Annotated in this window: 30 protein-coding genes and 3 pseudogenes; 17 read left to right on the forward strand and 16 right to left on the reverse strand. The window is 64.6% G+C overall.

Annotated elements, in window-relative coordinates; genetic code table 11:
• Nucleotides 1-5 precede the first annotated feature (5 nt).
• A complete protein-coding gene (locus tag D7006_RS23205) occupies nt 6-1,505 on the forward strand; it encodes a tripartite tricarboxylate transporter permease (RefSeq protein ID WP_237354732.1) in 1,500 nt (499 codons plus the stop codon).
• A gap of 230 nt (nt 1,506-1,735) precedes the next feature.
• Here D7006_RS23205 and D7006_RS23210 read toward each other — a convergent pair.
• A pseudogene (locus tag D7006_RS23210) lies at nt 1,736-2,092 on the reverse strand (IS3 family transposase); the annotation flags it as partial.
• A 383-nt stretch (nt 2,093-2,475) separates the two neighbouring features.
• Here D7006_RS23210 and D7006_RS23215 point away from each other — a divergent pair.
• Complete coding sequence (locus tag D7006_RS23215; RefSeq protein WP_237354733.1) at nt 2,476-3,279, forward strand: alpha/beta fold hydrolase; 804 nt, start codon at nt 2,476-2,478, stop codon at nt 3,277-3,279.
• A 61-nt stretch (nt 3,280-3,340) separates the two neighbouring features.
• Nucleotides 3,341-3,724 carry a pyrimidine utilization protein C gene (gene rutC, locus D7006_RS23220; RefSeq protein ID WP_237354734.1) on the forward strand — a complete coding sequence of 128 codons (384 nt, stop codon included), beginning with the start codon at nt 3,341-3,343 and terminating at the stop codon, nt 3,722-3,724.
• On the opposite strand, the gene D7006_RS23225 is transcribed toward rutC, so the two are convergent.
• A complete protein-coding gene (locus D7006_RS23225; RefSeq protein WP_237354735.1) occupies nt 3,717-4,604 on the reverse strand; it encodes a LysR family transcriptional regulator in 888 nt (295 codons plus the stop codon). The two genes, rutC and D7006_RS23225, sit on opposite strands and share 8 nt — an antisense overlap.
• A gap of 305 nt (nt 4,605-4,909) precedes the next feature.
• On the opposite strand from D7006_RS23225, the gene D7006_RS23230 reads away from it, so the two are divergent.
• From D7006_RS23230 to D7006_RS23265, 9 genes and pseudogenes are all read left to right on the forward strand, one after another.
• Nucleotides 4,910-5,326 (forward strand): cupin domain-containing protein, encoded by a 417-nt coding sequence (locus D7006_RS23230; RefSeq protein WP_237354736.1) that lies wholly within the window; start codon nt 4,910-4,912, stop codon nt 5,324-5,326.
• Nucleotides 5,327-5,340: 14 nt separating this feature from the next.
• A complete protein-coding gene (gstA, locus tag D7006_RS23235; RefSeq protein ID WP_237354737.1) occupies nt 5,341-6,039 on the forward strand; it encodes a glutathione transferase GstA in 699 nt (232 codons plus the stop codon).
• A 73-nt stretch (nt 6,040-6,112) separates the two neighbouring features.
• Nucleotides 6,113-7,105 carry an SMP-30/gluconolactonase/LRE family protein gene (locus tag D7006_RS23240; RefSeq protein ID WP_237354738.1) on the forward strand — a complete coding sequence of 331 codons (993 nt, stop codon included), beginning with the start codon at nt 6,113-6,115 and terminating at the stop codon, nt 7,103-7,105.
• Nucleotides 7,106-7,169: 64 nt separating this feature from the next.
• Nucleotides 7,170-8,426, forward strand: a complete 1,257-nt coding sequence (locus tag D7006_RS23245) for an amino acid ABC transporter substrate-binding protein (protein ID WP_237354739.1) — start codon at nt 7,170-7,172, stop codon at nt 8,424-8,426.
• A gap of 71 nt (nt 8,427-8,497) precedes the next feature.
• Complete coding sequence (locus D7006_RS23250) at nt 8,498-9,394, forward strand: branched-chain amino acid ABC transporter permease (RefSeq protein WP_237354740.1); 897 nt, start codon at nt 8,498-8,500, stop codon at nt 9,392-9,394.
• Nucleotides 9,395-9,515: 121 nt separating this feature from the next.
• Nucleotides 9,516-10,400, forward strand: coding sequence for a branched-chain amino acid ABC transporter permease (locus D7006_RS23255; protein ID WP_237354741.1), 885 nt, complete (start codon nt 9,516-9,518; stop codon nt 10,398-10,400).
• 95 nt (nt 10,401-10,495) lie between these two features.
• Nucleotides 10,496-10,825, forward strand: a pseudogene (locus tag D7006_RS25455) (ATP-binding cassette domain-containing protein); the annotation flags it as partial.
• A 151-nt stretch (nt 10,826-10,976) separates the two neighbouring features.
• The gene (locus D7006_RS25460; RefSeq protein ID WP_371745138.1) at nt 10,977-11,057 is read left to right on the forward strand and encodes a hypothetical protein; all 81 of its coding nucleotides are present in this window, start codon (nt 10,977-10,979) and stop codon (nt 11,055-11,057) included.
• Between the two features lie 13 nt (nt 11,058-11,070).
• On the forward strand, nt 11,071-11,835 hold the full coding sequence (locus D7006_RS23265) for an ABC transporter ATP-binding protein (protein ID WP_237354743.1): 765 nt from the start codon (nt 11,071-11,073) through the stop codon (nt 11,833-11,835).
• Between the two features lie 47 nt (nt 11,836-11,882).
• On the opposite strand, the gene D7006_RS23270 is transcribed toward D7006_RS23265, so the two are convergent.
• Nucleotides 11,883-12,446 carry a Spy/CpxP family protein refolding chaperone gene (locus D7006_RS23270; protein WP_237354744.1) on the reverse strand — a complete coding sequence of 188 codons (564 nt, stop codon included), beginning with the start codon at nt 12,444-12,446 and terminating at the stop codon, nt 11,883-11,885.
• Nucleotides 12,447-12,707: 261 nt separating this feature from the next.
• Between D7006_RS23270 and D7006_RS23275 the strand changes: the two genes are divergently transcribed.
• From D7006_RS23275 to D7006_RS23295, 5 genes are all read left to right on the forward strand, one after another.
• Nucleotides 12,708-13,007, forward strand: coding sequence for a helix-turn-helix transcriptional regulator (locus D7006_RS23275; RefSeq protein WP_237354745.1), 300 nt, complete (start codon nt 12,708-12,710; stop codon nt 13,005-13,007).
• A complete protein-coding gene (locus D7006_RS23280; RefSeq protein ID WP_237354746.1) occupies nt 13,004-14,068 on the forward strand; it encodes a permease in 1,065 nt (354 codons plus the stop codon). The genes D7006_RS23275 and D7006_RS23280 overlap by 4 nt, the downstream gene beginning before the upstream one ends.
• Nucleotides 14,069-14,087: 19 nt before the next feature.
• On the forward strand, nt 14,088-14,324 hold the full coding sequence (locus D7006_RS23285) for a thioredoxin family protein (protein WP_237354747.1): 237 nt from the start codon (nt 14,088-14,090) through the stop codon (nt 14,322-14,324).
• A gap of 8 nt (nt 14,325-14,332) precedes the next feature.
• Nucleotides 14,333-14,737 (forward strand): OsmC family protein, encoded by a 405-nt coding sequence (locus D7006_RS23290; RefSeq protein ID WP_237354748.1) that lies wholly within the window; start codon nt 14,333-14,335, stop codon nt 14,735-14,737.
• Nucleotides 14,738-15,016: 279 nt separating this feature from the next.
• A complete protein-coding gene (locus D7006_RS23295; protein WP_237354749.1) occupies nt 15,017-15,589 on the forward strand; it encodes a hypothetical protein in 573 nt (190 codons plus the stop codon).
• A gap of 146 nt (nt 15,590-15,735) precedes the next feature.
• On the opposite strand, the gene D7006_RS23300 is transcribed toward D7006_RS23295, so the two are convergent.
• From D7006_RS23300 to D7006_RS23360, 13 genes and pseudogenes are all read right to left on the reverse strand, one after another.
• Nucleotides 15,736-16,209: an acyl dehydratase gene (locus tag D7006_RS23300; protein WP_237354750.1), complete on the reverse strand. Its 474-nt coding sequence runs from the start codon at nt 16,207-16,209 to the stop codon at nt 15,736-15,738.
• The gene (locus D7006_RS23305) at nt 16,202-17,416 is read right to left on the reverse strand and encodes a CaiB/BaiF CoA-transferase family protein (protein WP_237354751.1); all 1,215 of its coding nucleotides are present in this window, start codon (nt 17,414-17,416) and stop codon (nt 16,202-16,204) included. The genes D7006_RS23300 and D7006_RS23305 overlap by 8 nt, the downstream gene beginning before the upstream one ends.
• The gene (locus D7006_RS23310) at nt 17,413-18,315 is read right to left on the reverse strand and encodes a CoA ester lyase (protein ID WP_237354752.1); all 903 of its coding nucleotides are present in this window, start codon (nt 18,313-18,315) and stop codon (nt 17,413-17,415) included. Before D7006_RS23310 ends, D7006_RS23305 begins: the two co-directional genes overlap by 4 nt.
• Complete coding sequence (locus D7006_RS23315; protein WP_237354753.1) at nt 18,305-18,805, reverse strand: MaoC family dehydratase; 501 nt, start codon at nt 18,803-18,805, stop codon at nt 18,305-18,307. Before D7006_RS23315 ends, D7006_RS23310 begins: the two co-directional genes overlap by 11 nt.
• A gap of 70 nt (nt 18,806-18,875) precedes the next feature.
• Nucleotides 18,876-19,913, reverse strand: coding sequence for a TRAP transporter substrate-binding protein DctP (gene dctP / locus D7006_RS23320; protein ID WP_237354754.1), 1,038 nt, complete (start codon nt 19,911-19,913; stop codon nt 18,876-18,878).
• Nucleotides 19,914-19,949: 36 nt separating this feature from the next.
• Nucleotides 19,950-20,321, reverse strand: coding sequence for a cupin domain-containing protein (locus D7006_RS23325; protein WP_237354755.1), 372 nt, complete (start codon nt 20,319-20,321; stop codon nt 19,950-19,952).
• A 20-nt stretch (nt 20,322-20,341) separates the two neighbouring features.
• Nucleotides 20,342-21,628, reverse strand: a complete 1,287-nt coding sequence (locus D7006_RS23330; protein ID WP_237354756.1) for a TRAP transporter large permease — start codon at nt 21,626-21,628, stop codon at nt 20,342-20,344.
• Nucleotides 21,629-21,679: 51 nt separating this feature from the next.
• Nucleotides 21,680-22,180 (reverse strand): TRAP transporter small permease, encoded by a 501-nt coding sequence (locus D7006_RS23335; protein WP_237354757.1) that lies wholly within the window; start codon nt 22,178-22,180, stop codon nt 21,680-21,682.
• Entirely contained in the window at nt 22,177-22,932 is a 756-nt protein-coding gene (locus D7006_RS23340) for an IclR family transcriptional regulator (protein WP_237354758.1), read from the reverse strand. The genes D7006_RS23335 and D7006_RS23340 overlap by 4 nt, the downstream gene beginning before the upstream one ends.
• 526 nt (nt 22,933-23,458) lie before the next feature.
• Complete coding sequence (locus D7006_RS23345) at nt 23,459-23,707, reverse strand: hypothetical protein (RefSeq protein ID WP_371744992.1); 249 nt, start codon at nt 23,705-23,707, stop codon at nt 23,459-23,461.
• A 169-nt stretch (nt 23,708-23,876) separates the two neighbouring features.
• A pseudogene (locus tag D7006_RS23350) lies at nt 23,877-24,090 on the reverse strand (IS3 family transposase); the annotation flags it as partial.
• 321 nt (nt 24,091-24,411) lie between these two features.
• Nucleotides 24,412-24,870 (reverse strand): AAA family ATPase, encoded by a 459-nt coding sequence (locus D7006_RS23355; protein ID WP_237354759.1) that lies wholly within the window; start codon nt 24,868-24,870, stop codon nt 24,412-24,414.
• A 27-nt stretch (nt 24,871-24,897) separates the two neighbouring features.
• Nucleotides 24,898-26,087, reverse strand: a protein-coding gene (locus D7006_RS23360) for an IS3 family transposase (RefSeq protein WP_237354760.1) whose coding sequence is annotated in 2 segments (ribosomal slippage) — nt 24,898-25,838 and nt 25,838-26,087 — 1,191 coding nt in all. Because the reading frame shifts where the segments join, the coding sequence is not laid out codon by codon here.
• Nucleotides 26,088-26,101: the final 14 nt, after the last annotated feature.

Raw genomic sequence — 26,101 nt, forward strand, 5'->3', positions numbered from 1 at the left:
GCGGGATGGAACTGTTTGACAACCTCGCCCTCGGCTTCTCCGTCGCGCTGTCGCTGCAGAATATCTTCTACTGCTTCGTCGGCGCGCTGCTCGGCACGCTGATCGGCGTTCTGCCCGGCCTCGGCCCGGTGGCGACCATCGCCATGCTGCTGCCGCTCACCTTCGGCCTGCCGCCGGTCTCCGCTCTCATCATGCTCGCCGGCATCTATTACGGCGCGCAATATGGCGGCTCCACCACCGCCATTCTCATCAACCTGCCGGGCGAATCCTCATCGGTGGTCACCGCCATCGACGGCCATCAGATGGCCCGCAAGGGCCGGGCGGGCGCGGCGCTCGCCACGGCGGCGCTGGGCTCCTTCTTCGCCGGCTCGGTGGCCACCCTGCTGCTGGCCCTGTTCGCGCCGCCGCTCGCCAACCTCGCGCTGCAGTTCGGGCCACCGGAATATTTCTCGCTGATGGTGCTCGGCCTCATCGCCTCGGTGACGCTGGCCTCGGGCTCGGTGGTCAAGGCCATCGCCATGATCGTGCTCGGGCTGATCCTCGGCCTCTCCGGCCAGGACATCTACACCGGCACGCCGCGCTTCACCTTCGATCTGCCCGAGCTCTCCGACGGGTTCGATTTCGTGGCACTGGCCATGGGCATGTTCGGCATCAGCGAGATCATCCGCAACCTCGAGGACGAGCACCAGCGCTCGCTCGTCGCGGCCAAGGTGAAGAGCCTGATGCTCACCAAGGAGGAGTTCAAGCGCATCATCGCCCCGGTGCTGCGCGGCACCGCGCTCGGCTCCTTCCTCGGCATCCTGCCGGGCGGCGGCGCCATGCTCTCCTCCTTCGCCTCCTATTCCATCGAGAAGAAGCTTTCGCGCCATCCGCAGGAGTTCGGGCGCGGCGCCATCGAGGGCGTGGCGGGGCCGGAGAGCGCCAACAATGCCGGCGCGCAGACCTCCTTCATCCCCATGCTGACGCTGGGCATCCCCTCCAACCCGGTGATGGCGCTGATGATCGGCGCGCTGATCATCCAGGGCATCACGCCCGGCCCCAACGTGGTGACGGAAAAGCCCGACCTGTTCTGGGGCGTCATCGCCTCCATGTGGGTGGGCAACTTCATGCTGGTGCTGCTCAACCTGCCGCTCATCGGCATGTGGGTGAAGCTGCTCACCGTGCCCTACCACGTGATGTTCCCGGCCATCATCGCCTTCTGCTGCATCGGCGTGTACAGCGTGAACAACAACGTGTTCGACGTGTACACCATGGCCCTGTTCGGCCTGCTCGGCTACGCGCTGGTGAAGCTCGATTGCGAGCCCGCGCCGCTGCTGCTGGGCTTCGTCATCGGCCCCATGCTGGAAGAGTATCTGCGCCGGGCCATGCTGATCTCGCGCGGCGATCCCACCGTGTTCGTCACCCGCCCCATCTCGGCCGTGCTGCTGCTGCTCGCATTGGCCGCTCTGGTGGTGGTGCTGCTGCCCGCCGTGCAGAAGGGCCGCGAGGAGGCCTTCAAGGAGTAGCGTTTCTGGATGCCGGATAGTCCGAGAAACCCGGAACAGGGTTTTCCAGATCGTGCCGTCCGCTAGTGGAAATCGAACCCGCGGTGGAAAGCGCCTGGCGAGGGGCCTGGCAACGGGCGTCTTCCAGACCGATCGGACCGTCGCCTTCGAATACCCATCGCAACCTCCTTAGCTCAGGGCTGCAACGACCGATTGAATCCGCATTGGATGGCACGATCTGGGTGTGCAGGGGTCTCGCGCATGGACCAGCCGACCAGCTTGCGGGTGTGCATGTCGAGCGCGCCGGCCAGGTAGAGCCACCCCTCGCCGGTTGGGAGGTCGGTCAGGTCCGCCAGCCAGACCTGGCTCGGAGCCGTGGTCGTGAAGTTCCGGGCGAGCCTGTTGGAAGCGATCGGATAGGAAGGCCAGCTGGTCGTCCTGGCGCGACGCGGCAAGACGGCCATGCTCCGGATGCCGGAACGGCGCATCAGCCGCTCGATGCGGGCACGGCCCACGCGCCGGCCGTGCCCTAGCAGGACCGCATGGATCCGCGGGGCACCATAGGTCCCACTACTCTCAGCGTGGATCATCCGGATGTCATCGATGAGCTCCGGCCGGCGCCGCTCACCGGGAATCGCCCAGCTGCAATGCTCGCCGCTTCCAGCCGCTCGCATGCGTGACCGCATTCACAATCGGCGCGCCGGCCGGGCCCATGGCCGCTTCGCCGACACCCAGATAGCGCGCCCGGATGGTCGATCAGGCTAACGGCGATGTCGGGCGCCTCAGGGATGCTCATCCTGAACTCAGCGGAATACGTGTTGCCCGTTTGGCAACGCGGCGTTTCCGACAAGCTGTTACATGCCCGACGGATTGACATCTAACATGTGCGCAGCATGTTTGGCTCGCAGCATCGGCAAATAAATCAAGCAACATGCGGCGGGACGGGACGGTTTAACGTTAATTATTTGGAATATATATTCGGAGGTACGCTGTGTCTTTAGCGCCGATCGGGGATGCAGAAATTTACTATGAAGTCGACGGCTTGGGTGAGCCGTTGATCCTGATCACGGGGATGGGTGGGCTGGCGTCATATTGGGCGCCGCAGGTCCAAGCGTTCGCGAAGCACTTTCGTGTCTACCGATTTGATCACCGCGGGGCCGGTCGATCAACACATAGCGATGTTGCGTATTCGATCGAGCTTCTCGCGTCGGACACGATCGGGCTCATGTCAGCGCTAGACATACCGTCCGCACATTTCGTCGGGCATTCGACGGGCGGAATGATGCTGCAGGTTATCTCCTCGCAGCATCCTGAAATGGTCGCGAGTCAGGTCCTCTATGGCACCCGAGGCCGAACCGACGCATTCTCCCGCCGCGCCATGGGGCTGCGCAAGGAAGCTGCGCTGCACATTGGGGTAGAATCCTATGTGCGTTCTTCGCCCATTTTCCTTTATCCGAGCGCGTGGGTGCATGAGCACGATGCAGAGCTGACTCAAGCCGAACGTCAAGCGGTGGCATCGTCGGCACCGGCTAAGATCATCGCCAGCCGTCTCGATGCGGTGCTGCAGCATGACCAGATGCATGCGTTGGGGAAAATCATGGCGCCGACACTTGTCACCTGCGCACGCGACGACTTTCTCACCCCGCCCTACTACTCGGAAGAACTGGCGGCGGCGATACCCAATGCCACCCTTGAGTTCGTATCAAAGGGGGGGCATGCATGCTCGATTACGAACGCTGGAGAATTCAACGACCGTGTTCTGAACTTTCTGCGCCAGCAGAGCAGCATCGCATAGCCGTCCAGCCCGATCAGAACGCCCGCGACCACGATCCCGCACCTCAAGACAGGAACACGCCATGCCGAAGCAGATCATCCTTCCCCCCGGCAGCCCGCCGCCGCTGGCGCCCTATTCTCCTGGCACGCGGGCGGGCAATGTCGTCTACGTCTGCGGCGTGCTTGCCATGGCATCGGACGGCACGACCGTCGGCGTCGGCGACGTGGAAGCCCAGACTCGTTATGTGCTCTTGACGATCAAGTCCGTCGTCGAGACCGCTGGCGGAACGATGGACGACATCACGTTCAACAGTATTTTCTTGAAGTCGCTCGACGATTACGCCGCCATGAACCGTGTCTATGCGGAGTTCTTTCCCTCCAGTCCGCCTGCCCGCTACTGCATCCGCGCCGATCTCGTGCGGCCGGAGTTCCTGGTGGAGATAGCGTCCATTGCGCACCTCAGTTGAGGGCGCGTTCAAGATGGGACAGGAGCGCGTGGGCGGCGAACGGAAGTCGCCGATCGCGGTGAGCTTGAACCTCGAGACGATACGGACCAAGCGGCTCAGGAGTCACCGGCCGCGCGCACAGCACACCCCGTGAGAGCTCGTCGCCGATGAACATTGGTGACATGAAGGTCAGGGCGCCCCCGTGCTGGACCATGGCCTTCAAGGCGACGACCGAGTTCGATGTCAACAGTTCGCGCGGCGCGAGACCTCGCCGCGCGAACTGCGCGTCCATGAACTGGCGCGCGCCGAAGGATGGCTGCAACAGCGCCATGGGATATGCTGCCGCTTCCTCCACTGTGATCGACGCACGTTCCGCGAGCGGATGCCCGGGCGCAATGACCACTTCGAGGGTGTCGGTCCGCGACGCAACGGTCTTGATATCCGGCCTGGCTATGGCATTGATGGTGATGCCGAAATCACACTCGTCCTTGACGATGGCCTCGATGATGCGGTCCGTCGGCGCGGTGACGACGCGATAGTCGATGCCAGGGTTCTCGCCATGAAAGGCGGCAAGAACCCTGGGCAGGAATTCTACCACCAGACCCTCGACACAGAAGATGTCGATCTGGCCTCGGCGCAGCCCCTTCAGGTCGTCGACGAGGGCGCGGATGCGCTGGAATTCCCGGAACGTCGACCGGCAGTGCTGTGCCACGACCTCCCCGGCCGCAGTCAGGCGGATGCCGCTCGGACCGCGCTCGATCAGTTCAGCACCCAGCTCATGCTCCAGATTGGCAATCTGCCGGCTGATCGCGGAGGCCGCGACATGCAGCCTGTTGGCCGCCTGCCGGATTGAGTGGCAATCGGCGACCTCGACGAAATAGCGCAGGGCCGTGTGGTTCATCTTCCCTCAGTGCGCAACGAAGGCGCCGCACAAGCCCGAAACCTGCCCGCGTCGATGCGAGTCAGCGCGCGGCGTTGGCCGGACCGCGGCCTGAGCAAAGCACAGGCGCATACCTATCGCAATTGACCGCGAAGGGGTGATGCCGATTCGGCAACAGCGTGTACAGCACACGGTTCTACCCGCCAGCGCGCGGGTGATGATCTATTCTCGTGAATGACCGGGGTCTGCCACAGATGGAGCTGATGATGACAGTAAACCAGATGCGTGACGGCGTCACGAAGAGCTTGCGACTGCCGGAAGGCAAAATGCGGATCGCTTCTCCCACAACGGCGCAGAAGATCGTGTTTGCACCGCGCTCGTACTACAATCCGTTGATCGACCGGGGTGAGACGCCCGTCTTCATCGGCATGCAGACATGTGAGCCCGACTATCAGATCGGCCCTCACTGGCATCCCTACACCGAATGCCTCGTGGTGCTGGAGGGGGAGGCTTTTGCGTGGCTGATCGGCAAGGAGGACGAAGGTGGCGTCGCCCGCGCCGGCGACGTCATCGAATTCCCGCCGATCCTGCCCCACGCCTTCCGCACCCATGGCGACAAGCAGCTTCGCTTGCTCGGCATCCACTGCTCGCCCACGCGGATCGTGCACTTCCTGGACGAAAGCCTCGTCCTCAAGAACGGCTACCAGGTGCTGAACGACGAGCTCCAGCCGACCTACATGTGACGCCTCCCGTCCACGTGGCTGGCCATACCCGACTGGATACCGCGCCGGCTTCGTCCGGCGCGGGCTTCCGGACCGGTTACGATCTCGAGGAAGCGATGAAATTTTATTCCGCTGAAAACACCTGCTCGCTCTCGCCCCATATCATCCTGCGAGAGCTTGGTCTCGACTTTGATCTGGTGATGATCAACAACAAGACGAAGCAGACGGCGACAGGCGAGGACTTCCGCACCATCAATCCGAAGGGCTACGTCGCCGCGCTGCAACTCGATGACGGCCAGGTGCTGACAGAGGGGCCCGCCATCGTGCAGTTTCTCGCCGACCTCAAACCGGAGGCAGGTCTCGCCCCGCCGTCCGGATCGTGGGAGCGGGTCCGGCTCCAGGAATGGCTCAATTTCATCACCAGCGAGGTGCATTCGGGTTCGGCGCCGCTGTTCAACGCCTGGCTGCCCGAGGCGGTGCAAAGTCATTTCAAGGACCGGCTGTTCCGCCGCTTCCGCGAGATCACGGCGGTTCTCGATACGCAGCCCTATCTGCTGAACGGCCATTTCAGCGTGGCCGACGCCTACCTCTACACCGTCTTGCGCTGGATGAAGTTCTTCGCCATCGATCTTCGGGACTGGCCAGCCATCTGGGCCTTTATGGAGCGGGTCGAGGCGCGTCCGTCGGTGCAGGCGGCGCTAGAGGCCGAGCGGCTCGCCCCGAAGCCGGACTGACTCCCTTTTTTGTTCGAAACACGCGGTTCTTGCGACCGGGCGCCTGACGCGTGCTCGGCGAGAGGAGATTGTCATGTCGTCTTCCCCTGTCAGGGCTCTCGATCCCCGCTTTGCCGGCCTCGTGTCGGCCACGGCAGACCTGCAGCAGGTCGCCACCGGATTCGGCTTCACTGAGGGCGTGACTTGGGTCCAAAAGGGCGCCCATGGGCATCTCCTGTTCAGCGACATTCCCGCCAACGTGATCTACCGCTGGACCCCGGACGGGGAAGGCACCGGTACCATCGACGTGTTCCTTGAGAAGGCCGGGTACCAAGGGCACGATGTCTGGCGCGTTGGCATGCCGTTCACCAACGGCAAGGCGCCGGATGATCCCGGCTACGAGCAGTTCAACATGTTCGGCTCCAACGGCATCACGCTCGACCCGGAGGGGCGCGTCGTCATCGCCACGTGGGGTGGCAGATCCATTGATCGGATCGAGCATGATGGCAACCGCTCCGTGCTTGCCGACAGCTTCGGCGGAAAGCGATTCGGCGGTCCGAACGACGTGGTTGTCTGCAGGAATGGCGACATCTATTTCACCGATACGTTCGGCGGCATGCTCGGGCTTGGCGAGGACCCCTCGCGGGAGCTCGACATCAACGGCATCTACCGTATCCGCGGAAGCGAGGTCGTCCGCGTCATCGACGACATCCCCAATGTGAACGGTCTCGTCTTCTCGCCCGACGAGACGGCGCTCTACGCCAACGGCTCGATCGACAATTACATCAACCGCTACACCGTCGACTCCTCCGGCAATATCGGCAACGGCACGCTGTTCTACGACTTCGCGGATACCCCCGGTGCAGGCATCACCGACGGGATGCGGGTCGACGTCGCGGGAAATCTCTGGACGACCGCGCCGGGGGGCGTCTGGGCATTGTCGCCCGATGGTGCACCGCTCGGAATGATCGCGCTGCCGGAGGGCGGCAGCAATCTGGTGTTCGGCGGCCCCGACCGCAAGACGCTCTATATTTCGGCGGCCACCAGCATCTACCGCATCGAGACCAAGATTGCGGGCGCTCGGTAACGATAGCCGCAACACGACTGCGAGAAGAAAGACTCATAAAAACTAATAAATCCAGGGGAATTCAATGAAACGGCGTCAGTTTCTGAAGATGTCGAGAGGCATCGGATTTCTTGCGGCCGGAGCGGCGGTCGGACCGTTCGTCGCTCCGACGCATGCGCAAACCAGCGGGCGCAAGTCGATCCGGATCGGCATGTCGGTCGCTTCGACGGGGACATTCGCGCACGATTCCCAGTCCGGCCGTCGGGCGATCGATCTGTGGCTCGAACAGGTCAACGCGCAGGGCGGCCTGCTCCATCAGGGGCAGCGCTACCAGGTCGAGCTTTTGGTCCGCGACGACCGCAGCGACAAGCAGCTGGCGCCGCGCGTTTACGAGAGCCTGATCTTCGACGAAAAGGTCGACCTAGTGCTCGCGCCCTACGGTTCGACCCTGACGGCGGCTGCGGCGACGATTACCGACCGCAACGACATCTTCATGATGGGGTGGGCCGTCGCCGCCGATTCCGTGTTCATGCAAGGCTACAAATATATCGTCAACGGGGGCACCACCCCCGTGTCGCGGGTGCCGGAGATGCCGGTTCAGGCGCTGAAGCGCTTCGGCGGCAAGGTCGTTTCCACCATCGCGGTCGACGAGCCCTATTCGGACGCGCTCGCCGGCAGCTTCCGTGCGACGGCCGAGAAGCACGGCCTCGCCATCGGCGCTACGGAGAAGTACAGCCGGGGCGCGAAGGATTTCACCACCATCCTCAACAAGGCTGCGGCCGCAAAGACCGGTCTCCTGTGCATCACGTCCTACGACACGGACATGATCGTCATGCTGCGGCAGATGAAAGAAAACGACATCAACTTCCCGGCGATTTTTTCGACCTTCTCCCAGAATTCATCCATCCTCGCGCTCGGCAACGATGCCATCGGCCTCTGGGGACAGTCGAACATCGATCCGCGCGTCGCCTACGCGGTCAATCTCGGACCCACCGCCGCGCAATACCTCGACGCCTACAACGCGAAGTATCCGAACGGGCCGCAGTCCGACATCAACTCCGCAGTCGCCTTTGCGAGCCTCATGGTGCTGGGGGCGATGATCGAGCGTGCGCCGAGCCTGAAGGCGCGCGACCTCAAGGCTGCAGCCCTTGATCTCAGCGGCCATCTCACGGTGCTGAACGGCACATACCGGATCGACGAGACGGGCTTCCAGACCGGCTACGACATCCTGGTCATTCAGAATACCGCGAAGGGTGGAAGGGAGGTCATCGCGCCGGCTGCGGTCGCGACTGCGGCGCCGCTCTTTCCCATGCCCACCTGGGACCAGAAGGCGAAGATGTAGCCTTGCCTCGCCTGCGGCGGATGGATCCGCCGCTCCTCGTCCTGAATACGGCGGCCACGCAGGAAGTCTCGATGTCCATGGTCATGCAATCTGTCCCTCCAGCCGAAGCCGCCCCATCCGTGCGGCAACGTGCGCCGCTGTTCCGGCTGCATCGCGCCAGTGTCTCCATCTGGTGTCTCACGCTTGTAGGTATCGGCCTCATTGCGGTCTCGATCCCGGCCGTCTCGGCGGGTGTCTCGTTCTGGTTCTACCTGTTCCAGTGGATCGCGCTCGCGTCCGCGCTCAATCTGATGGCTGGGATGACAGGCTATGTGCCCTTCGGTTTTGCCGCCTTCTTCGGCATCGGCGCCTACGCCGCAGCGGTGCTGAACCAGTTCCACCACGCGCCGACCTGGGCGGCGCTCGTCGGAGCTACGGCAGCCGGAGCGCTGCTCGCGGTGCTGTTTGCACCCACGCTGCGGCTGCGCGGCGTGTTCTTCTCGGTGGTCAGCCTGTCGCTCGCCATCGTGCTGCGCAGCGTTATCGTCCTCCTGCCGGAGGACGTTGCCGGGGGCAGCAGCGGGATCACCATCACCGGGCGGCATGATCCGATCCTCCTCTATTATCTGATGGTCGCCGTCTCCATGGGGGCGGTGGCGATCGCCACGGCGATCTCGGTCACGCCCCATGGGCTGCGGCTCAAGGCGATCGGCGACGACCTCGATGCGGCGCAGATCATCGGCGTCAACGCGAAGGGGCTGCGGCTCGCCATGTGGGTGCTTTCCGGCACCATCGCGGCGGTGTGCGGGGCGATCGAAGGCCTCTATTCCTCCGCCATCGACCCTGCGGCCGCGTTCAACATCCTGATCTCGACCAAGGCGATCATCTATGCAGCGCTGGGCGGCCTCGGCACCGTGATGGGGCCGGTGGTTGGCGCTGTCATCATGACCATCACCGACGAGCTCATCTGGGCGCTTTCCCATTGCTAGCCTCTTCATCCTCGGGTTGATCGTCTCGGCGACGGTCCTGTTCTTCCCAAGGGGCATCGTTGGCTCGCTGCTGCAGCGCCAACCGCGGTTCCTCCGCAGCTGGTTCTTCTAGGAGCGCCCCATGCCCCCCCTGATGACAGGCGCTATCGTCAACGCCGTCGCCCTCGGCATCCTCTACGGCCTGCTGGGCCTCAGCCTCACCATCATCTACGGCGCCATGCGCATCGCCAACCTGGCCCATGGAGAGATGGTCCTGGCCGGCAGCTACGTGGCCTACGTAGTGACAACCCAGCTCGGCTATTCGCCTCTGGCGGCGATCCCGGTCGCGTTCACACTGCTGTTCCTGCTGGCGTTTGCGCTGTTCGCCGTCGCCGGACGCCGACTGCAGACGGCGCGCGATCCGGAGATGGCGTCCTTCCTATTCTTCTACGGCGTTTCGCTGATGGTCGGGTCGGGGCTGCTCTTTCTCTTCGACGCGGATGCCCGGTCAGTCATCTTCCAATTCCAGCCCATATCGTACCGGGTGCTGGGGCTGGTGATCCCCAAGGCGCGGGCCGTCGCGGTGGGCGTCGCCCTGGTGCTGGTTCCGGCGCTGTTCCTGTTCCTCTACCGCACGACCCCCGGCAAGGCGCTGCGCGCAGCCGTCATGAACCGCGACGCGCTGCGGATCGTCGGCGTCGATGTCGAGCGCCTCTCGCTCGTCGCCTTTTCGGTCAGCGCGGGGATCGCCGGTGTGACCGGGGTGCTTCTTGCGCTCGTCTTCCCGGCCTTCACGCCGTTCTCCGGGCTGGACTACACCATCACCGGCTTTGTCGTGATCGTTCTGGGTGGTCTCGGTAGTCCTCTTGGAGCGTTGCTCGGCGGGATGCTCTTCGCCTTCTCGGAGCAGCTCACCACCCTTTGGATCGGGCAGAGCGCGGGCGTCCTCGCCGGCTTTCTGATCCTCGTCCTGGTCGTCGCAATCCGTCCCGCGGGCCTCATCGGCCAAGCCGAGTGGAAGTCATGAGCCTTCAGATCTCCAATCTCTCCAAAAGCTACGGCCGGGTCCGCGCGCTGAACGACGTATCTCTCGCCGTCAATCCCGGCGAGGTCCTCGGCATCATGGGGGTGAATGGTGCCGGCAAGTCCACCCTTCTGAACTGCATCTGCGGTTTTGCCACGCCGGATGCAGGAGCCATCGAACTGGGCGGCCGTGGCATCTGCGGGCAGCGGCCCGATCACGTCAGCCGTGCGGGCGTCGGGCGAACCTTCCAAGTCCCGCGCTCGTTCCGGAGCCTCACAGTGCTGGAAAACCTGCTCGTGGTTCCCGCGCGTGGGGAGCCCTCCGGCATCCTGTTCGACCGGGCGCACCACGCCCTCGAAAAGGTGAAGCTCGCGACCCTCGCAAATAACTATGCAGGTGAGCTTTCCGGCGGCCAGCAGAAGCTGCTGGAACTCGCCAGGATCCTGATCCTCGAGCCGCAGGTGGTCCTGTTCGACGAGCCGCTGGCGGGGATGCATTCCGATCTGTGCCGCGTCTCCCTCGATGAGGTAGCAGAGATGCTGTCGCGGTCCGTCGCGGTCATGCTCGTCTGCCACGATCCTGGCATCCCCTACCGGCTCGCCTGCCGCGGTCCGAAACGACCCGGCCGTCATCGAGGCCCATCTGGGCGTCCAGCATTGATCGGGGGCTAATCTTGAACGACTTGGCACAAATTGCATCCGATCCGGCCCTGATCTCGTTCCGCAATGTGTATGCCGCCTATTTCGGCGACATCCATGTTCTGAAAAATCTTACCCTGTCCTTCCGCTCCGGCGAAGTGACCAGCATCATCGGCCCCAATGGCGCGGGCAAATCGACCGTCCTCAAGACGCTGATGGGCTTCTTGAAGCCCATCGCCGGGGATATCGTGTTCGATGGCCGCTCATTGCTCGGAACACCTTCGCACGGCATGGTGCATGTCGGCGTCGGCTACGTGCCCCAGAACAGCAGCCTCTTCCTCGACTTGTCCGTTGAGGACAATCTGATCCTCGGGTGCTGGCCGATTCGTCGCGATGGCGCGCGGGTGCGGCGGGCCATCGACAGGGTGATCGGCGACTTTCCCATGCTGGCCCCCGTCCGCCATGGGCTGGCGGGCGAGTTCAGCGGAGGCCAGCGCCGCTTTCTGGAGATCGCGCGGGCGTTGCTGCTCGAGCCCAAGGCCCTACTCTTCGACGAGCCGACGGCGATGATCGCTCCGAGATATGCCTCCGAGGTCTACGATCACATCGCTCGACTGGCGCGCCAGGGCATTGCCGTAATTCTCGTGGATCAAAACGTGCGCCCCTGTATCCAGGTCTCCGACTATGTCTACATCCTGGAACTTGGACAGAAGACCATGGAAGGCGATGCGAATGCGTTTCGCTCCGACGAGCGCATCCGTGCCGAGATCGGCCGCTGGCTCGAAGTGTCGGCGGGCTGAGGACACTTTTGACGGGCCTTCCGGCGGCGCGTCTCGTTCCGTCACGCTCACATCATGCATCCCATGCCGGTGAGCAGGTCGTTGGCCTTCTTCTTCTGGCTATCGCTGAGCGCGGCGTAGAGGTCACTTAGCGGCTGCTTCATGTCCTTGAGAGCGGCGGCGCGGGCTTCCATCACCGCGATACGGGACTCCAGGCGCTCCACCGGCGTGTCGGCGTCAAAGCTGGCGCGCATGGCCTGACGCAGGCCCTGCATGCTGATGAAATTGTTCTTCATCGCCGCCACATAGACGTCCCACACCTTGGCCTGCGCATCGGTGATGCCGAGCTCGGCCTTTAGGAAGGCGACACGCCCCTCGATGAAAGTGGGCAACGGGGCGTCGGCATCACCCGCCGTCCAGCCTCTGCAGCCACCCATCGTGCTCCGAGCCGAGCGATGGAATCCTGAGCCCCAGCCCCCCTGGCCGGGACCCATATAACCCTCACCCTGGCCCATCATGCCCGGACCATAGCCGAGCCCACCGCCCATCTGGGCACTCGCCGGCACAGCGTACAACGCCGCGGCCAGCGCGAACGCTGCGAAGCGTGCAACGGAAACGGATTTGATCATCATGACACTCTCCCTACCTGCGGGCGGACATGTCCGCCCCTCCGAATTACGCTGGGGGCGAGCCCGAATATCTTAGGCCGCGCTTGCGCCTTCCTGCCGTATCGATCAGTCGCGGCGCCACACTCGTGATGCGCCGCGGACCGCTTCTTCATCCTCCCGTGCGAAGCAGGGCGGCGGGTTGTCGGACCCGAACCGGTCGTCATCGATGGCCGAAACTCCGCTAATGCGCTTGCGCGCATATGCGCATGAGAGTAACTTCATCCCATGCAGTCCGCCCTCACCCTCCTGTCGGCCCTGGCCGAGCCCACCCGCCTCGCGGCGGTCCGCCTCCTGTGGGACGGGCGCGAGCATTGCGTCTGCGAGCTCGTGCGCGTCCTCGGCGTCACCCAGTCCCGCATGTCGCGCCATATGGCGGTGCTCAAGCAGGCCGGCGTGGTGGTGGACCGGCGGGATGCCCAATGGGTGCGGTACCGTCGCAATCCCGAATTGCCGGCCGAACAGGCCGCCATCGTCGATGCCGTCATCAACAGCCTGAATACTTTGTCCGATAGGAGAGCCGCATGAGCGCTGACCTGTCATTGACCGAGCGCAAGCCGCCGCGGGAGGCATCGCCTTTGGCCTGGGCGGCGGTGACGATCGCGGCGATCGCCCTGTGGTTCGTGGTCTATGCCCAGCTCGCGCCATTCTCCCAGTGGCTGGTGGCCCGCCTGCCGGTGGAGCCGGGCAGCCATCTTGCCGAGGCGGTCACGTTCTTCATCTACGACACGCCCAAGGTGCTGATGCTGCTGACGCTGGTGGTGTTCGCCATGGGCGTGGTGCGCAGCTTCTTTTCCGCCGAGCGCACCCGTGCGCTGCTCGCCGGAAAGCGCGAGGGACTCGGCAACATCGCGGCGGCCGGCCTCGGGATCGTGACTCCCTTCTGCTCCTGCTCGGCGGTGCCGCTGTTCGTCGGCTTCGTCTCCGCCGGCGTCCCCCTCGGCGTGACGTTTTCCTTCCTCATCGCCGCGCCCATGGTCAACGAGGTGGCGCTGGGCCTGCTGTTCGCGCTGGTCGGCTGGAAGGTGGCGCTCACCTATCTGGCATTCGGCCTTGCGGTGGCCATCGTCGCCGGCTGGGTCATCGGGCGGCTGCATCTGGAGGGCTGGCTGGAAGACTGGGTGCGCAACGTGCGCGCCGCTCCGGTTGATCTGCCGCCGAACGGCATGACGCTGGTGGATCGCATCAAGGCCGGCCTCGAGGCGGTGCGCGACATCGTCGGCAAGGTGTGGATGTGGATCATCGCCGGCATCGCCGCGGGCGCCTTCATCCACGGCTACGTACCGGCAGACCTTCTGGCCTCCATCATGGGGCGGGATGCGTGGTGGTCGGTTCCGGCTGCGGTTCTGCTGGGCATTCCCATGTATTCCAACGCCGCGGGCATCATTCCGGTGGTGGAGGCCCTGCTGGCCAAGGGGGCGGCGCTGGGCACCGTGCTCGCCTTCATGATGGCGGTGATCGCCTTGTCCCTTCCGGAAATGATCATCCTGCGCAAAGTGCTGAGCCTGAAGCTGATCGCCGTGTTCATCGGCGTGGTCGCCACCGGCATCCTCGCCGTGGGCTTCCTGTTCAACGCGCTGTTTTCTTAAGACAAGAAAGGCAAAAGCCATGAAAGACGTGAAGGTGCTCGGCCCCGGCTGCTCCCGCTGCGAGGCAACGGCACAGATGGTGCGGGACGAGGCGGCCAAGCTCGGGCTCGACGTCACGGTGGAAAAGGTCACCGACTATGCGGTGATCGCCGGCTACGGCATCGCCTCGACCCCCGGCATCGTCATCGACGGCAAGGTGGTGCACGCTGGCGGCCTGCCGAAGCCGGACGATGTCGCCCGCTGGCTCGCGGCGTGAGCGCCGCCATGCTGGAATACAAGGTTCGTGCGTCGCGCATCGACGCTCACGGCAGCCTCGCCCGCACCAAGGAAGCCGAGATCACTCTCGACACCGACATTGGCGGGCGCGCCGATGCGTTCAACCCGGCGGAACTGTTTCTCGCCGCCATCGCGGCCTGCATGATCAAGGGCATCGAGCGGGTGACCCCGATGCTGAATTTCGAGTTGCGCGGGGTGGATGTCACGCTCCACGCCGTTCGGCAGGACGCGCCACCGAAGATCGTCTCGGTGGATTACGAACTGATCATCGATACCGACGAGACGGAGCAGCGCCTGGCTTTGCTCCACACCAACGTCCGCAAGTACGGCACGATTTCGAACACTGTGGCGGAAGCGGCCCGATTGGACGGCACCATCCGAAGGAAGGCGTGAGCGTCGTCGGCGCGCCGGTGCGTACTCCGATCAGCATACCCCTCCGGCGGTAGTGATCTGTTAGGCATCACCCACAAGCAGACGTTCCCTAGGTCCGCAAAAGGATCAGCGGCGCCTGCAATCCTTCAACTGCCGGCGCCAAGCGTCAGATCTCGGTCTGCTCCGATATGTTAAAGGCATCGTCAACCAACCACCAGGGCGAACTCAGAGCTGGGTAAAGCCTGGGGGCAACTTCAGACGGCCTGAACGGCCTGACCCGCACCTCGTGTGCCCGACGGGATGCTGCCCAAGCTGAAGCGGGCCGCCAGCCTGTTTGCAGGGGATCAGAAGGTCGACGTGCAGGCGATCGTCAATGCCAATGCCAACGTGGTGGATGTCGAGATCGCTTTTCCGGCCGAGGCCGGCAGCCGCAGCGTGCCCCGAATCGACATCGCCACCGTCGAGGACGCCGGGACGAGCGTAAAGCTGATGTTCTGGGAAGCGAAGATGCTGGGCAACCCAGAGCTGCGCACCTCCGGGGAGAAGACCATCGTCCGGCAGATCGAGACCTACCGCACGCGTCTTGGACAACGGGCGGCAGCGGTAATCGATAGCTACGCGCTCATCGCCCGCAACCTCGTAGCCCTGGCCCATATGAGCGAGGGCGCGCGGGCTGTGGCACCGGTGGTGCGCAAAGTAGCGGAAGGTGCTGCGCTCACGCTGCCCTCCCCTCCCGATGTCCGCATGATCGTCTACGGCTTCGACAAGGACCAGCACGACAGCGTCTGGAAGAAGCTGTTGGCCGACAATGCGGAACAATTCAAGAGCATCGAGATTCTGGCTCGCGGCAATCCGGGGGACATCAGGCTGTAGAGGTCGGGTCACCCGATGACCGCGATCTCCGCTGCGATGGCGTGCACGAGTTGCTCGGCGTCCGCCCCGGCCCGGTGCCGGGGCGGGGCGGCTTCCAGAACCGCCATGGCGCGTTGGCACGGGCCCCTTTTGGGCGCAAGGCTCGGTCAGCTGCGTACCTTGATCATGCGCAAGGGATTGTAGGTGAGCACTTCCTTGCCGTCGGCGCGGCGCACGCAATTGAGGGTGCGCACCAGGCCGCGGTCGCCGCGGGAGGTGAGGCGCGCCTCCACCACCTCGCAATAGACGGTGATGGTGTCGCCCACCACGGTCGGCCCCTTCACCTTCACGTCCGCCTCAAGGAAGGCGAGCCCGGTGTCCTGCATCATGGGGAGCATCAGCCCTTCGGCGAAGGCATAGACCAGCGAGCCCGGCACCACGGCGGAGGGCAGCGCCATCCCGTCGCGGTGCGCGGCGTTGGTGAACAGCTCCTCGGTGAGCCAGGTGAGATTGCAGAAGGCTGAAAGATCGGATTCCAGGATGGTGCGCCCGGCGCTGCGGAACCGCATGCCGAGCGTCAGATCCTCGAAGTGGAAGCCGGTGCCGATCTTGGGCCAGAGCGAATCGGCTGCGTCAGACATGGTCGGTCTCCCGCGCGCGTCCCACTGCACCCTCGTCCTGAAGGGCGGTGATTTCCGCCGCACTGTAGCCGAGACCGTCGAGCACCGCGCGCGTATCGGCGCCGATACGGACCGCCGGCCGGTCCGGCACCGTCTCCGCGCCGCGGAACACCACCGGCTGGCGCAGGGCGCGGGTGGCGCCGGCCGCCGCCTGGGGACCTGGGGCGAAGAAACCCACGGCAGCCAGGTGCGGATCGGTGAGCAGGTCGTCCAGGTCATTGACCTTGGAATAGGGAATGTCGAGGCGCGCGAACGCCTCCAGCCAGTCCGCCGTACTGCGCTCCACCACCGCGGCGCCAAGCACGGCATAGAGCTCGCCCACCCGCCGGCTGCGCTCGCCGGCGTCCTGGAACCAGGGCTCGGCGGCCACGTCCTGCCGGCCGATTTCATGGAGCAGCCGGCGCCACTGGTCGCCGGTATAAGGCAGCGCGGCCACCCAGCCGTCCTTAGTCCGGTAGGGCTTGCGGTCGGGCGAGAACAGGCGGTGATAGCCCGCCCCCTTCGGCTCGGGCGCGAAGGATGCGGCCGCCAGATGCTCGTTGAGCAGGAAGCCCACCAGGCTTTCGAACATGGGCACCTCCACGTCAACCGCCTCGATCAGGCCGCGCGCCTGGGCGGAGACGGCGGCGAGTACGCCATAGACCGCATAGAGCGCGGCCACCTTGTCGGCCACCACGCTCGGCACGTAGGCGGGGGTGCCGCCCACATGGGCGGGGAGCATGGCGAGGCCGCTCGCCGCCTGGATCACGTCGTCATAGGCCGGCCGGTCGCGATAGGGGCCATCCTGGCCGAAGCCGATGGCGGAGCAGTAGATGATGCGCGGATTAATCGCCTTCACGGCTTCGAAGCCGAAGCCAAGGCGGGTGATGGCGTCCACGCGCATGTTGTGCAGCAGCACGTTGGCGGAGGCGACCAGCCGGCGCAGGACCGCCTTGCCCGACTCGGATTTGAGGTTGAGCGCGAGGCTCTTCTTGTTGCGGTTGTTGTTGGCGAACATGGCGCTCATGCCGTCCGGCGAGACCGGATGGACCGAGCGGGCGAGTTCGCCCTCGAGCGGTTCCACCTTGATGACCTCGGCGCCGAGATCGGCCAGCACCTGCCCCGCGAAGGGCCCGAGCACAATGGAGGTGATGTCGACAACGCGAATGCCGGAAAGCAGCGGGGTCATGGCACCTTGATCCGAGAGAGGATGGCCTGGGCGGTCTTGATGTGCGGCCGGTCCACCATGCGTCCGTCAAGCTTGAAGGCGGAGGCGCCGGGATTGTCCGCGGCGAGCGCAAGCACGCGGCGCGCCCAGTCGAGGGTGGCTTCGTCCGGCGCGAGGCCGGCATGGATGGGCGCGATCTGCGCCGGATGGATCGCCATTCGGGAGCGGAAGCCGAGCTCGGCGGCCCGGCGGGTATCGCCTTCCAGCGCAGGCAGATCGCGGAAGTTCGCATCCACCGCATCGATTGGGGTGATGCCGGCTGCGGTGGCCGTCAGAAGGCAGAAGAGCTGTACGTGGCTGGCGAGTGTCCGCTGCGCATCGGTGCGTCCGGGGAGCGGCGCGCGCCCCAGTTCAGCGGACAGGTCCTCCATGCCCCAGGTATAGCCGGTGAGGCGCGGGTGGCCCCGACCGAGGTCGGCGCCCGCGAGAAGGGCGGCAGCGGTCTCGGTGATGATGCCGACGATCCCCACATGGCCAGGCGCGATCCTGTCCCGGGTCTCCAGTGCGTCGAGGAAGCTGGCGACCGGCGCGAGCTGGGCGATGGCGGCGAGCTTCGGCCAGACGATCCCGGTGAGCGGCGCGAGGGGCAGCGCCGCGAGCTCGCTCAACGCGCGCGCAGGCTCTGTACCATTGAGCCGCACGAAAAGCTGCGGCCCGGCGTCCTCCCCGCGCGCGGCGTGCGCCGCCAGCAGGTCGGCCACCATCCCCACCGCCGCATCCTTGCGCTCGGGAGCAACGGAATCCTCCAGGTCGAGGATGACCGCGTCGGCGGCGCCGGCGAGCGCCTTAGCCATCTTCTCCGGCGCGTCGCCCGGCACGAACAGATAGGAGCGCGGTACGCGCCTCAGATCAAGCGACATGGGTCGATCCGGGCTGGCTCGCTCTGGTCAGGCTCTCACCGGCTGGCCGGCGCCGCATGAACGCCTGGCGGCGGCAGATCGCCACCTCGACGCCGCCCTGGTTGAACGCCTTGTGTTCGAACTCCACCAGCCCGGCATCGGGCCGCGAGCGGCTCTCGCGCTTCGAGACCACCGTGGTTTCCACGCGGATCGTGTCGCCCTGGAACACGGGCTTGGGGAAGCGCACGTCGCTCATGCCGAGATTGGCGATGGTGGTGCCGAGCGTGGTGTCGGCGACCGTGATGCCGATCATAAGACCAAGCGTGAACAAGCTGTTCACCAGCGGCTGGCCGAACTCGGTCTTGGCGGCGAAGTGCCGGTCGATGTGCAGCGGCTGGGGGTTCATGGTCAGGCAGCTGAACATCATGTTGTCGTATTCGGTGACGGTGCGGGTGATCGCATGGGCGATCACCCTGCCCTCCACGAACTCTTCGAAATAGAGGCCAGCCATGGGTCGGCTCCTCGGCGTTCGATCGAAGGGGGCGGGACGGACGGACCCTGCCGCCCGTCCCGCGACGGGCTTAGCGCTGGGCGGCGATGGCGGTGCGGAAGGCGGCGAGCACCTGGTCCGCCGGCTTGCCGCGCTTCTGGAGGTTGGCGGCCCAATCCTTCGAGACTTCCTCGAAATTCTGCTGGAGCACCTTCTCCTGGTCCGGCGTGAACTTCACCAGCAGGGCGCCCTCCTTCTCGAGGCGCTTGGCCAGCTCGCCCTCCTCGGTGTCGAACTTGCCGCAGGCGTGCGAGACGGTCTCATCGCCGGCCTTGGTGAGCGCGTCCTGCACGTCCTTGGGCAGCGCGTTCCACTTGCTGAGATTGATCGAGTAGGTGATACCGACCGTGCCGAAGTTCTGGCCGACGGTGGCCGACTTCACCACTTTGTCAAGGCTGTAGGAGAAGGTGGAGGTGAAGGGCAGCAGCGCGCCGTCGATCGTCCCCTTGGTCATGGCGTCGAAAATTTCCGGCGGCGTCATGCGGATCGGCACCGCGCCGAGATTGCGCAGGCCGAGCTCCATGGGGCCAGGATTGGAGCGGATCTTGCGGCCCTTGAAATCCTCGAAGCCCTTGAAGCCGGCCTTCTCGGAGAACACCGCCTGGTAGGGCGAGAGCGCCACCACATAGAGCACCCGCACGCCGTTGGGCTTGAATTCCAGGGTGTCGAGCAGGCCGCCGGGTTTGGCCAGCGCCCAGAACGCCTTGGCGCCCTCGCAGGAGGAAGTGAAGCCGCCGGGCAGTTCCGCCACGGCGCCGAGCGGCATCTTCTCCGAGGCATAGCTCGGCACGACGTAGCCGATGTCGGCGAGGCCGGACTGGGTGACGGACAGCAGATCCTTGGCCTTACCGAGCTGCTCGGCCGGGAAGTGTTGGAAGTCCACCTTGCCGCCCGAAAGTTCCTTCACGCGGTCGAAGAAGAAATGGGTGGCGTTCTTGGTGATGGAATGGCCCGCCGGCAGGGAGTCGGCGAGCTTAAGCGTCACATCGGCGGCGGAGGCCGGCAGCGCAGCGAGGGCGAAGGCGGCGGCACCGGCGGCGAGGCCGAGGCGCTTGGAAAGAGTGGTCATGGGGTGATCCTCCTTGAGATTGGGCGGGGTCGTTGGTCAGACCTTCTCGGCGTATGGCGGGGCGTAGATCACCAGCACGCGCACCGGCTCCTCGCTGGTGGCGATGAACACGTGCTCCATGCCTGCGGGAAAAAAACAGCTGTCTCCCGGCCCCATCTCCAGCACCTGCCCGTCCACCTCGGCGCGCGCGGAACCGGCGAGGATGTAGCAGACCTGCTCTATGCCGACGTGATGGTGCGGCTGGGCGCCGTGGCCCTTCTCGATGGTGCCAAGCACCACTTCGAGCTGCTGCGCCCCCACCGTCTCGCGGCTGATGAGCCGGCGGTTGACGGTTCCAGAATGGTTGGCGGGCGAGTAGGTGCACACGTCGGCTTCGCGCACCAGGTAGTTGCGGGCGGGTTCGGACAAGCTCTCCTCCTTTTATGGCTTTAGTTCATGGTGCTCGGCAGCCAGAGCACGAGGCCCGGCCAGGCGATGAGCGCGGCGATGACGAGCAGGTGCGCGACCACGTGCGGCGCGATGCCGGCGAAGATCTCCTCCAGCGGGCGTCCGCTGTAGCGCGCGACGACGAACACGTTGAGGCCCAGCGGCGGCGTCACCATGCCTACCTCCGCCGTCACCACCACCACCACGCCGAACCACACCGGATCGAAGCCGAGCGCGGTGATGGCCGGCACCACGATGGGAACGGTCAGGATCAGGATCGCCAGTTGGTCCATGAAGCAGCCGAGGATGATGTAGACGAGCACGATCATCGCCATGATCACGTAGGGCGACACGTCGAGGCTGGTGATGAAGGAAACGGTCATCTGCGTGACCTGGCTGAGGGTCAGGAAGAAGCCGAAGATGTGCGCGCCGATGACGATCATCAGGATCATGCAGGTCGCACGCGCCGAGCGGGCGAGCACGTGGCGCAGCGTCGGGTAGCTGAGCTTGCCCACCGCCGCCGTGAGCACCAGCGCCCCGAACGCCCCGAGTGCAGACGCCTCGGTGGGCGTGGCGATGCCCACATAGATCACCCCGGTGACGAGGAAGAGCAGGAGCAGCATGGGCCCGACCTGCTTCAGGACGACGAGCTTCTCCTTCCAGGAATAGGAGCGTCCCGCGGGAGCCAGCGAAGGATCGTGCCAGAGCAGCGCATAGACCGTGGCGATGATGGCCAGGGTGACGAGGATGCCGGGGATCACGCCGCCGATCAGAAGGTCGGCGATCGAGACCTCGGCGATGATGCCGTAGAGCACCAGCGCGATCGAGGGCGGGATCAGCATGGCGAGCGTGCCGGAGATGGCCACCACGCCGCAAGAGAAGCGCGGCTCGTAGCCGGCCCGCAGCATGGCCGGGATGGAGGTGGCGGACAGCGCCGCGGCCGAGGCGGTGCTCGACCCGGAGATGGCGCCAAACCCGGCGCCGGCGAGGGCCGTCGCGACCGCAAGCCCGCCCTTCACCCGCCCGATCCAGACCGCCAGGGCGTGGAACAGCCCGTCGGCGACGCCGCTCGCCACCACCAGCTCGGCCATGAGGATGAACATGGGAATAGCGATCAGCTCGTAGGAATTGGTCACCGAGAAGGGCGTGGTCTCCAGCACGCCGACGGTCGCCGCCACGCCGGCGGTGGCGAGCAGGCCGAGTGCGCCCGACACCGCCATGGCGAAGCCGACCGGCATGCCGATGGCGAGCAGCGCGAACAGCAGGCCGATGATCGCTAAGGATGTCATGACGTCTCCCTGGAGGCCATTTTTTGATCTTCGTTTCGTCGGGCGCGGCGCTCAGGCCGGGTGCTGGGCTTTCCCGGGCGGAGTGATGAAACGCAGCAGGCACAGGAGCACGATGGGCGCGGTGCCGACAGGCACGATCCAGTAGGCCACCCAGATCGGCCACGGGATGAGCGTCGCCATCACCTCGCCCTGTGCGGTGCTGTGGACCGCCCGCAGCAGGCCGGTCCACAGCACGACGGCGAACAGGACGGCGCTCAACCCGTAGGAGATGCGGTCGCACAGGCGTCGCACACCCTCCGGCATGCGCAGATAGAGGATGTCCACGCGCACGTGTTCGTCGTGGCGCAGCGTGTCGGAGAGCGCGAAGAAGAACACGCCCACCATCAAATAGAGCGAGATGAGATCGTAGGAGAAGCCGAGCGGACTGTTGAAAAGATAGCGCATGGCCACGTCGACGAAGACGATGACCATCATGGCGAACAGGCAGATGGCGCCGAGCGCCAGGAGCGCCGCCTCGTAGCGGGCGAGCGCGAGGGAGATGCGGCGGATCATCGGGTGTCGGCTCCCTTTTCGAACAGCGATTGGATGCGGCCGACCGCCTCGTGCGCGCAGGCCGCGATCTCCGCCCGGCGGTCGAGCAGGCGGAAATTGGGTCCTGCCACGGAAACTGCGAAGCGCTCTCCGTCCAGCACCATCGGCACGCCGACGCCGAGCACGTCAGGCGTGTATTCGGACAGGTTCTCGAACCAGCCCCGCTGTGCCGAGGCGACCACGTCGGCCTCCACCGCGGCGGCGTCGGGCAGTGTCGCGTCGCGGAATTTCGTGAAGGCGATGGTGTCGTACAGGCGCGCGCGCTCGGCCGGCGTGTAGAGGCTGAGAATGGCTTTGCCTGCCGAGGTCACCTGGAGCGGACGGCGGTCGCTCACCTGCGCGAAGTAGCGCACCGGGTGCTGGCTCGCGACCACCTCCAGATAGACGATCTCCGCATCCACCCGGTGGGCGAGGAGCACCGTCTCGCCGGTCTGCTCCTGGAGCCGCACCAGTTCGGGGCGCACGCGGTCCACGAACGGATCGTTGCTGGCGATATCCTGCGCCAGAACCAGCAGGCGCCGCGTCGGATAATAGCCGCCCCACGCCCGCATTTCGTGGATCAGGCCCTTCGCCTCCAGCGTCGCCAGCAGGTTGAAGGTGGAGGATTTCGGGAGGCTCAACGCCTCGCTGATCTGCGACAGAGTGCGCGGACGGCGCACCGCCGCGAACAGCTCCAGGATGGAAAGGAGGCTTTCTGCTTGTTTCACAATCATGAACTTTTTTTCATATATCAGAACAAAAGAGTCAAGATAGGTATTATATTGCGGCGCAACCGTGTTTCCCGCGGCGCACAATGGATTGTGATGGTCAGTCGGACCTGTGCAGCCAGCGCATCTTCGCCAGCGCTCGACGGCATGGTCCTGGCGGCGGGGCGCGGCCGACTGCATCGTGCCGTTCTCTTCCGACCTTCCAGCGAATGGCGTTGCTGACGCAGCCCTTGTCGCGTTGGAGGTCGCCGTGGAGAACGCGCGCGGCGGGCATCGGCTTCAGTCGGGTCGCGCCGGGCGCCCATCGGCGATATGGCCGCGCGGATTCGGCGGGAACGCTGTCAGCAGCGACAGTGCAGGCACGCTGAGCACGGTTCGTCTCGCCCGTGCTCTATTGCGATCGAAATATCATCGAGTGCAGGTCCTGCCGCCACAAGGACTTTCGCCGCGTCGCCACACATTCTCTATCCTGGAGTTGAGATGGCACTCCAATCAAATAGATTGGATCTGATCGGAGCGCGATTCAAGTAATTCAGGCATGTATCATCTGTCGCAAAATAGAGGGGGATGCTTTTCGACAAGGGCTGCCATTCCCTCTTTTTTGATCCAGGATTGCCAACAGGGCTTGGAAGGTCCGACGCTCGAACAAGAGCCCCTCCGAAAGAGAGGTCTCAAAGGCACGGTTGACGGCTTCCTTGATCGCCATCGTATTGATGCGGGATTTTGCCGAAATCTCTTCGGCGACCGCCTGGGCTTCGGCGAGCAGATCCGAAGCGGGCACAATACGGGAAACCAGCCCGGACCGCTCCGCCTCCGCGGCGTGGAAAGCTCGATCTTCTCCAGGCCCGCTTGGTTAGCGCCCTTTAGCTCTTCACCACCAAAACTGCGTCAGACCCAGGTTTCCACGCCGATTGGCACCCCACATCGCTGTGACGCTAGCGATAGCCTTAGACCTTGCCGCTCTCGCTACATGCCGCGCGGATCAGCTCGGTCTGTCGTTTGTCTTCCTGCGCGCTTGTTCAGCGGGTCCTTCTGCCAGGCATAGAAGCCGCTGGACTGGACTCGGAGGCACCAACACATGGCGCGGATCGAATATAGCAGGCGACGCTCGGCGATGAACGCGTACTTCACTTTGCATCCTTGGCGAAATACGCGGCCGCTTTCATGGAATGGCACGCCCCTCAGTTCCCGGCATCATGACGATGTCGGATTTGGAGGAGACGACCGATGACGAAGCACTCTATCGCCGTGCTCGGGATCGATCAATGGTTTCAAGCTATCGAACATTCGCATTCTTACCTTAGAGCCTACTTCCAGATCAAAAATTTGCTGCATTTGCACGATATGATGATGAATTTCTTGGCATACTTAAATCTAATATTCATTAATTCTGGAATATCGCCACATGCTCTTGGATCGGCGCGGGCAACGACATTACTTATTCGAATACAGCTGTATTCGAGACCTTTCCTTTCCCTGAAGGACTCACGCCCAATATCCCCGCCGCCGAAACCGGGCGGCTTCGGGCTTGGTCATGCGAGACAAGGCCCGGCCGGATCGAGCCGCCGCCATGAGCGCCGAACCGCCCCGGGCTTCTTCGATCGCGGCTTCCGCGCCGGTGAGCTTTCGGACGTGGTGCACCAATTCGACGGCGGCACCGGAGGAGTTCGCGATTGATGCCCATCGCTTCGCCACAAGATCGATGTCGCCATTGTCGTTCTCGGGCACGCGGTGGGAAGAGACGAACGGATCTATGATGACGACATCAATCTGGTTGTGCCGGATCGTCCCGAGCGTTGCGGCTTCGACGGGTTCGGCGATCTTCGTCCCGTCGCGCGATGTCGTAGCAAGCGCAATCTCCATATCCCGTCCGCAGTTCACGAACAGGCGGGAAGAGCGGTCGGGGTCGCACAGATCCGCGCTCGTCAGGCCGTAGTGCAGCATGGCGGCGATTGACGTTGCCCCCAACTTCTATCCAGCTTTGAGTTCGTTCTGGCGGTTGGATTTGCCCTTTCGGGCGTGCTGGGCGGCGGGGGCAGACGCGGAACCACTCATGTTGCGGAGCGTCTGATCCCGCCGCGGGTGGAACGTTGAGGCGAAAGCGCTTGGCGTCTGCCATCCGAGCTTCGAGTGCGGCCGGTCGGTGTTGTAATCGACCTGCCATCGGGCGAGGGCGGCCCTGGCCTGGGACAGGCTGGAGAACAGCGTCTCGTTCAACAGCTCGTCCCGCAGGCGGCCGTTGAAGCTCTCGATGAAGCCATTCTGCATCGGTTTGCCGGGCGCGATGTAGTGCCACTCGACCCGGGCCGCGTCGGTCCAGGCCAGAATGGCATTGGAGGTGAACTCGCTGCCATTGTCGCTGACGATCATCTTGGGCCGGCCGCGCTCTGCTAGAAGCCTGTCGAGTTCGCGAGCGACCCTGACCCCGGACAGCGACGTGTCCGCCACCAGCGCCAGGCACTCGCGAGTGCAGTCGTCCACGATGGCCAGCATCCGGAAGCGCCGGCCATCGGTCATCTGGTCGGCGACGAAGTCGAGCGACCAGCGCTCGTTCGGTCGCAGCGGGATCATCATCGGCGCCCGCGTTCCGATGGCCCGCTTGCGACCACCGCGCTGGCGCACCATCAGCCGTTCCTCACGATAGAGCCGGAACAGCCGCTTGTGGTTGACCGTGAAACCCTCCCGCCTGAGCAGGACGTGGAGACGGCGATACCCGAACCGCCGCCGTTCCTGGGCGATGGCCTTCATCCGCTCACGCAGCAAAGCGTCATTCCCGCGCTTGGCTCTGTATCTCATGGTCATGCGGCAGAAGCCGGTGGCTTTACACGCCCGCCGTTCGCTCATCCCGTGATGCTCCACGAGATGGGCGACAGCTTTGCGCTCGGCAGCGGGCGTCACCACTTCTTTCCCAGGAGATCCTTCAGCGCGACGTTGTCCAGCATGACGTCGGCGAGCATTCGCTTCAGCTTGGCGTTCTCGTCCTCCAGCGCCCGCAGCCGCTTGGCCTCTGATATGTCCATCCCGCCGAAACGGGCCTTCCACTTGTAGATGCTGGCGTCGCTGACCCCGTGCTTCCGACACAGGTCCGAGACCGGCACCCCGGCCTCGTGCTCCTTCAGGATCCCGATGATCTGCTCCTCGGTGAACCGGCTGCGCCTCATGTTCTGGTCCTCTC

It is taken from the genome of Xanthobacter sp. YC-JY1 (assembly GCF_021730305.1).
In the GTDB taxonomy this organism is placed as follows: domain Bacteria; phylum Pseudomonadota; class Alphaproteobacteria; order Rhizobiales; family Xanthobacteraceae; genus Xanthobacter; species Xanthobacter flavus.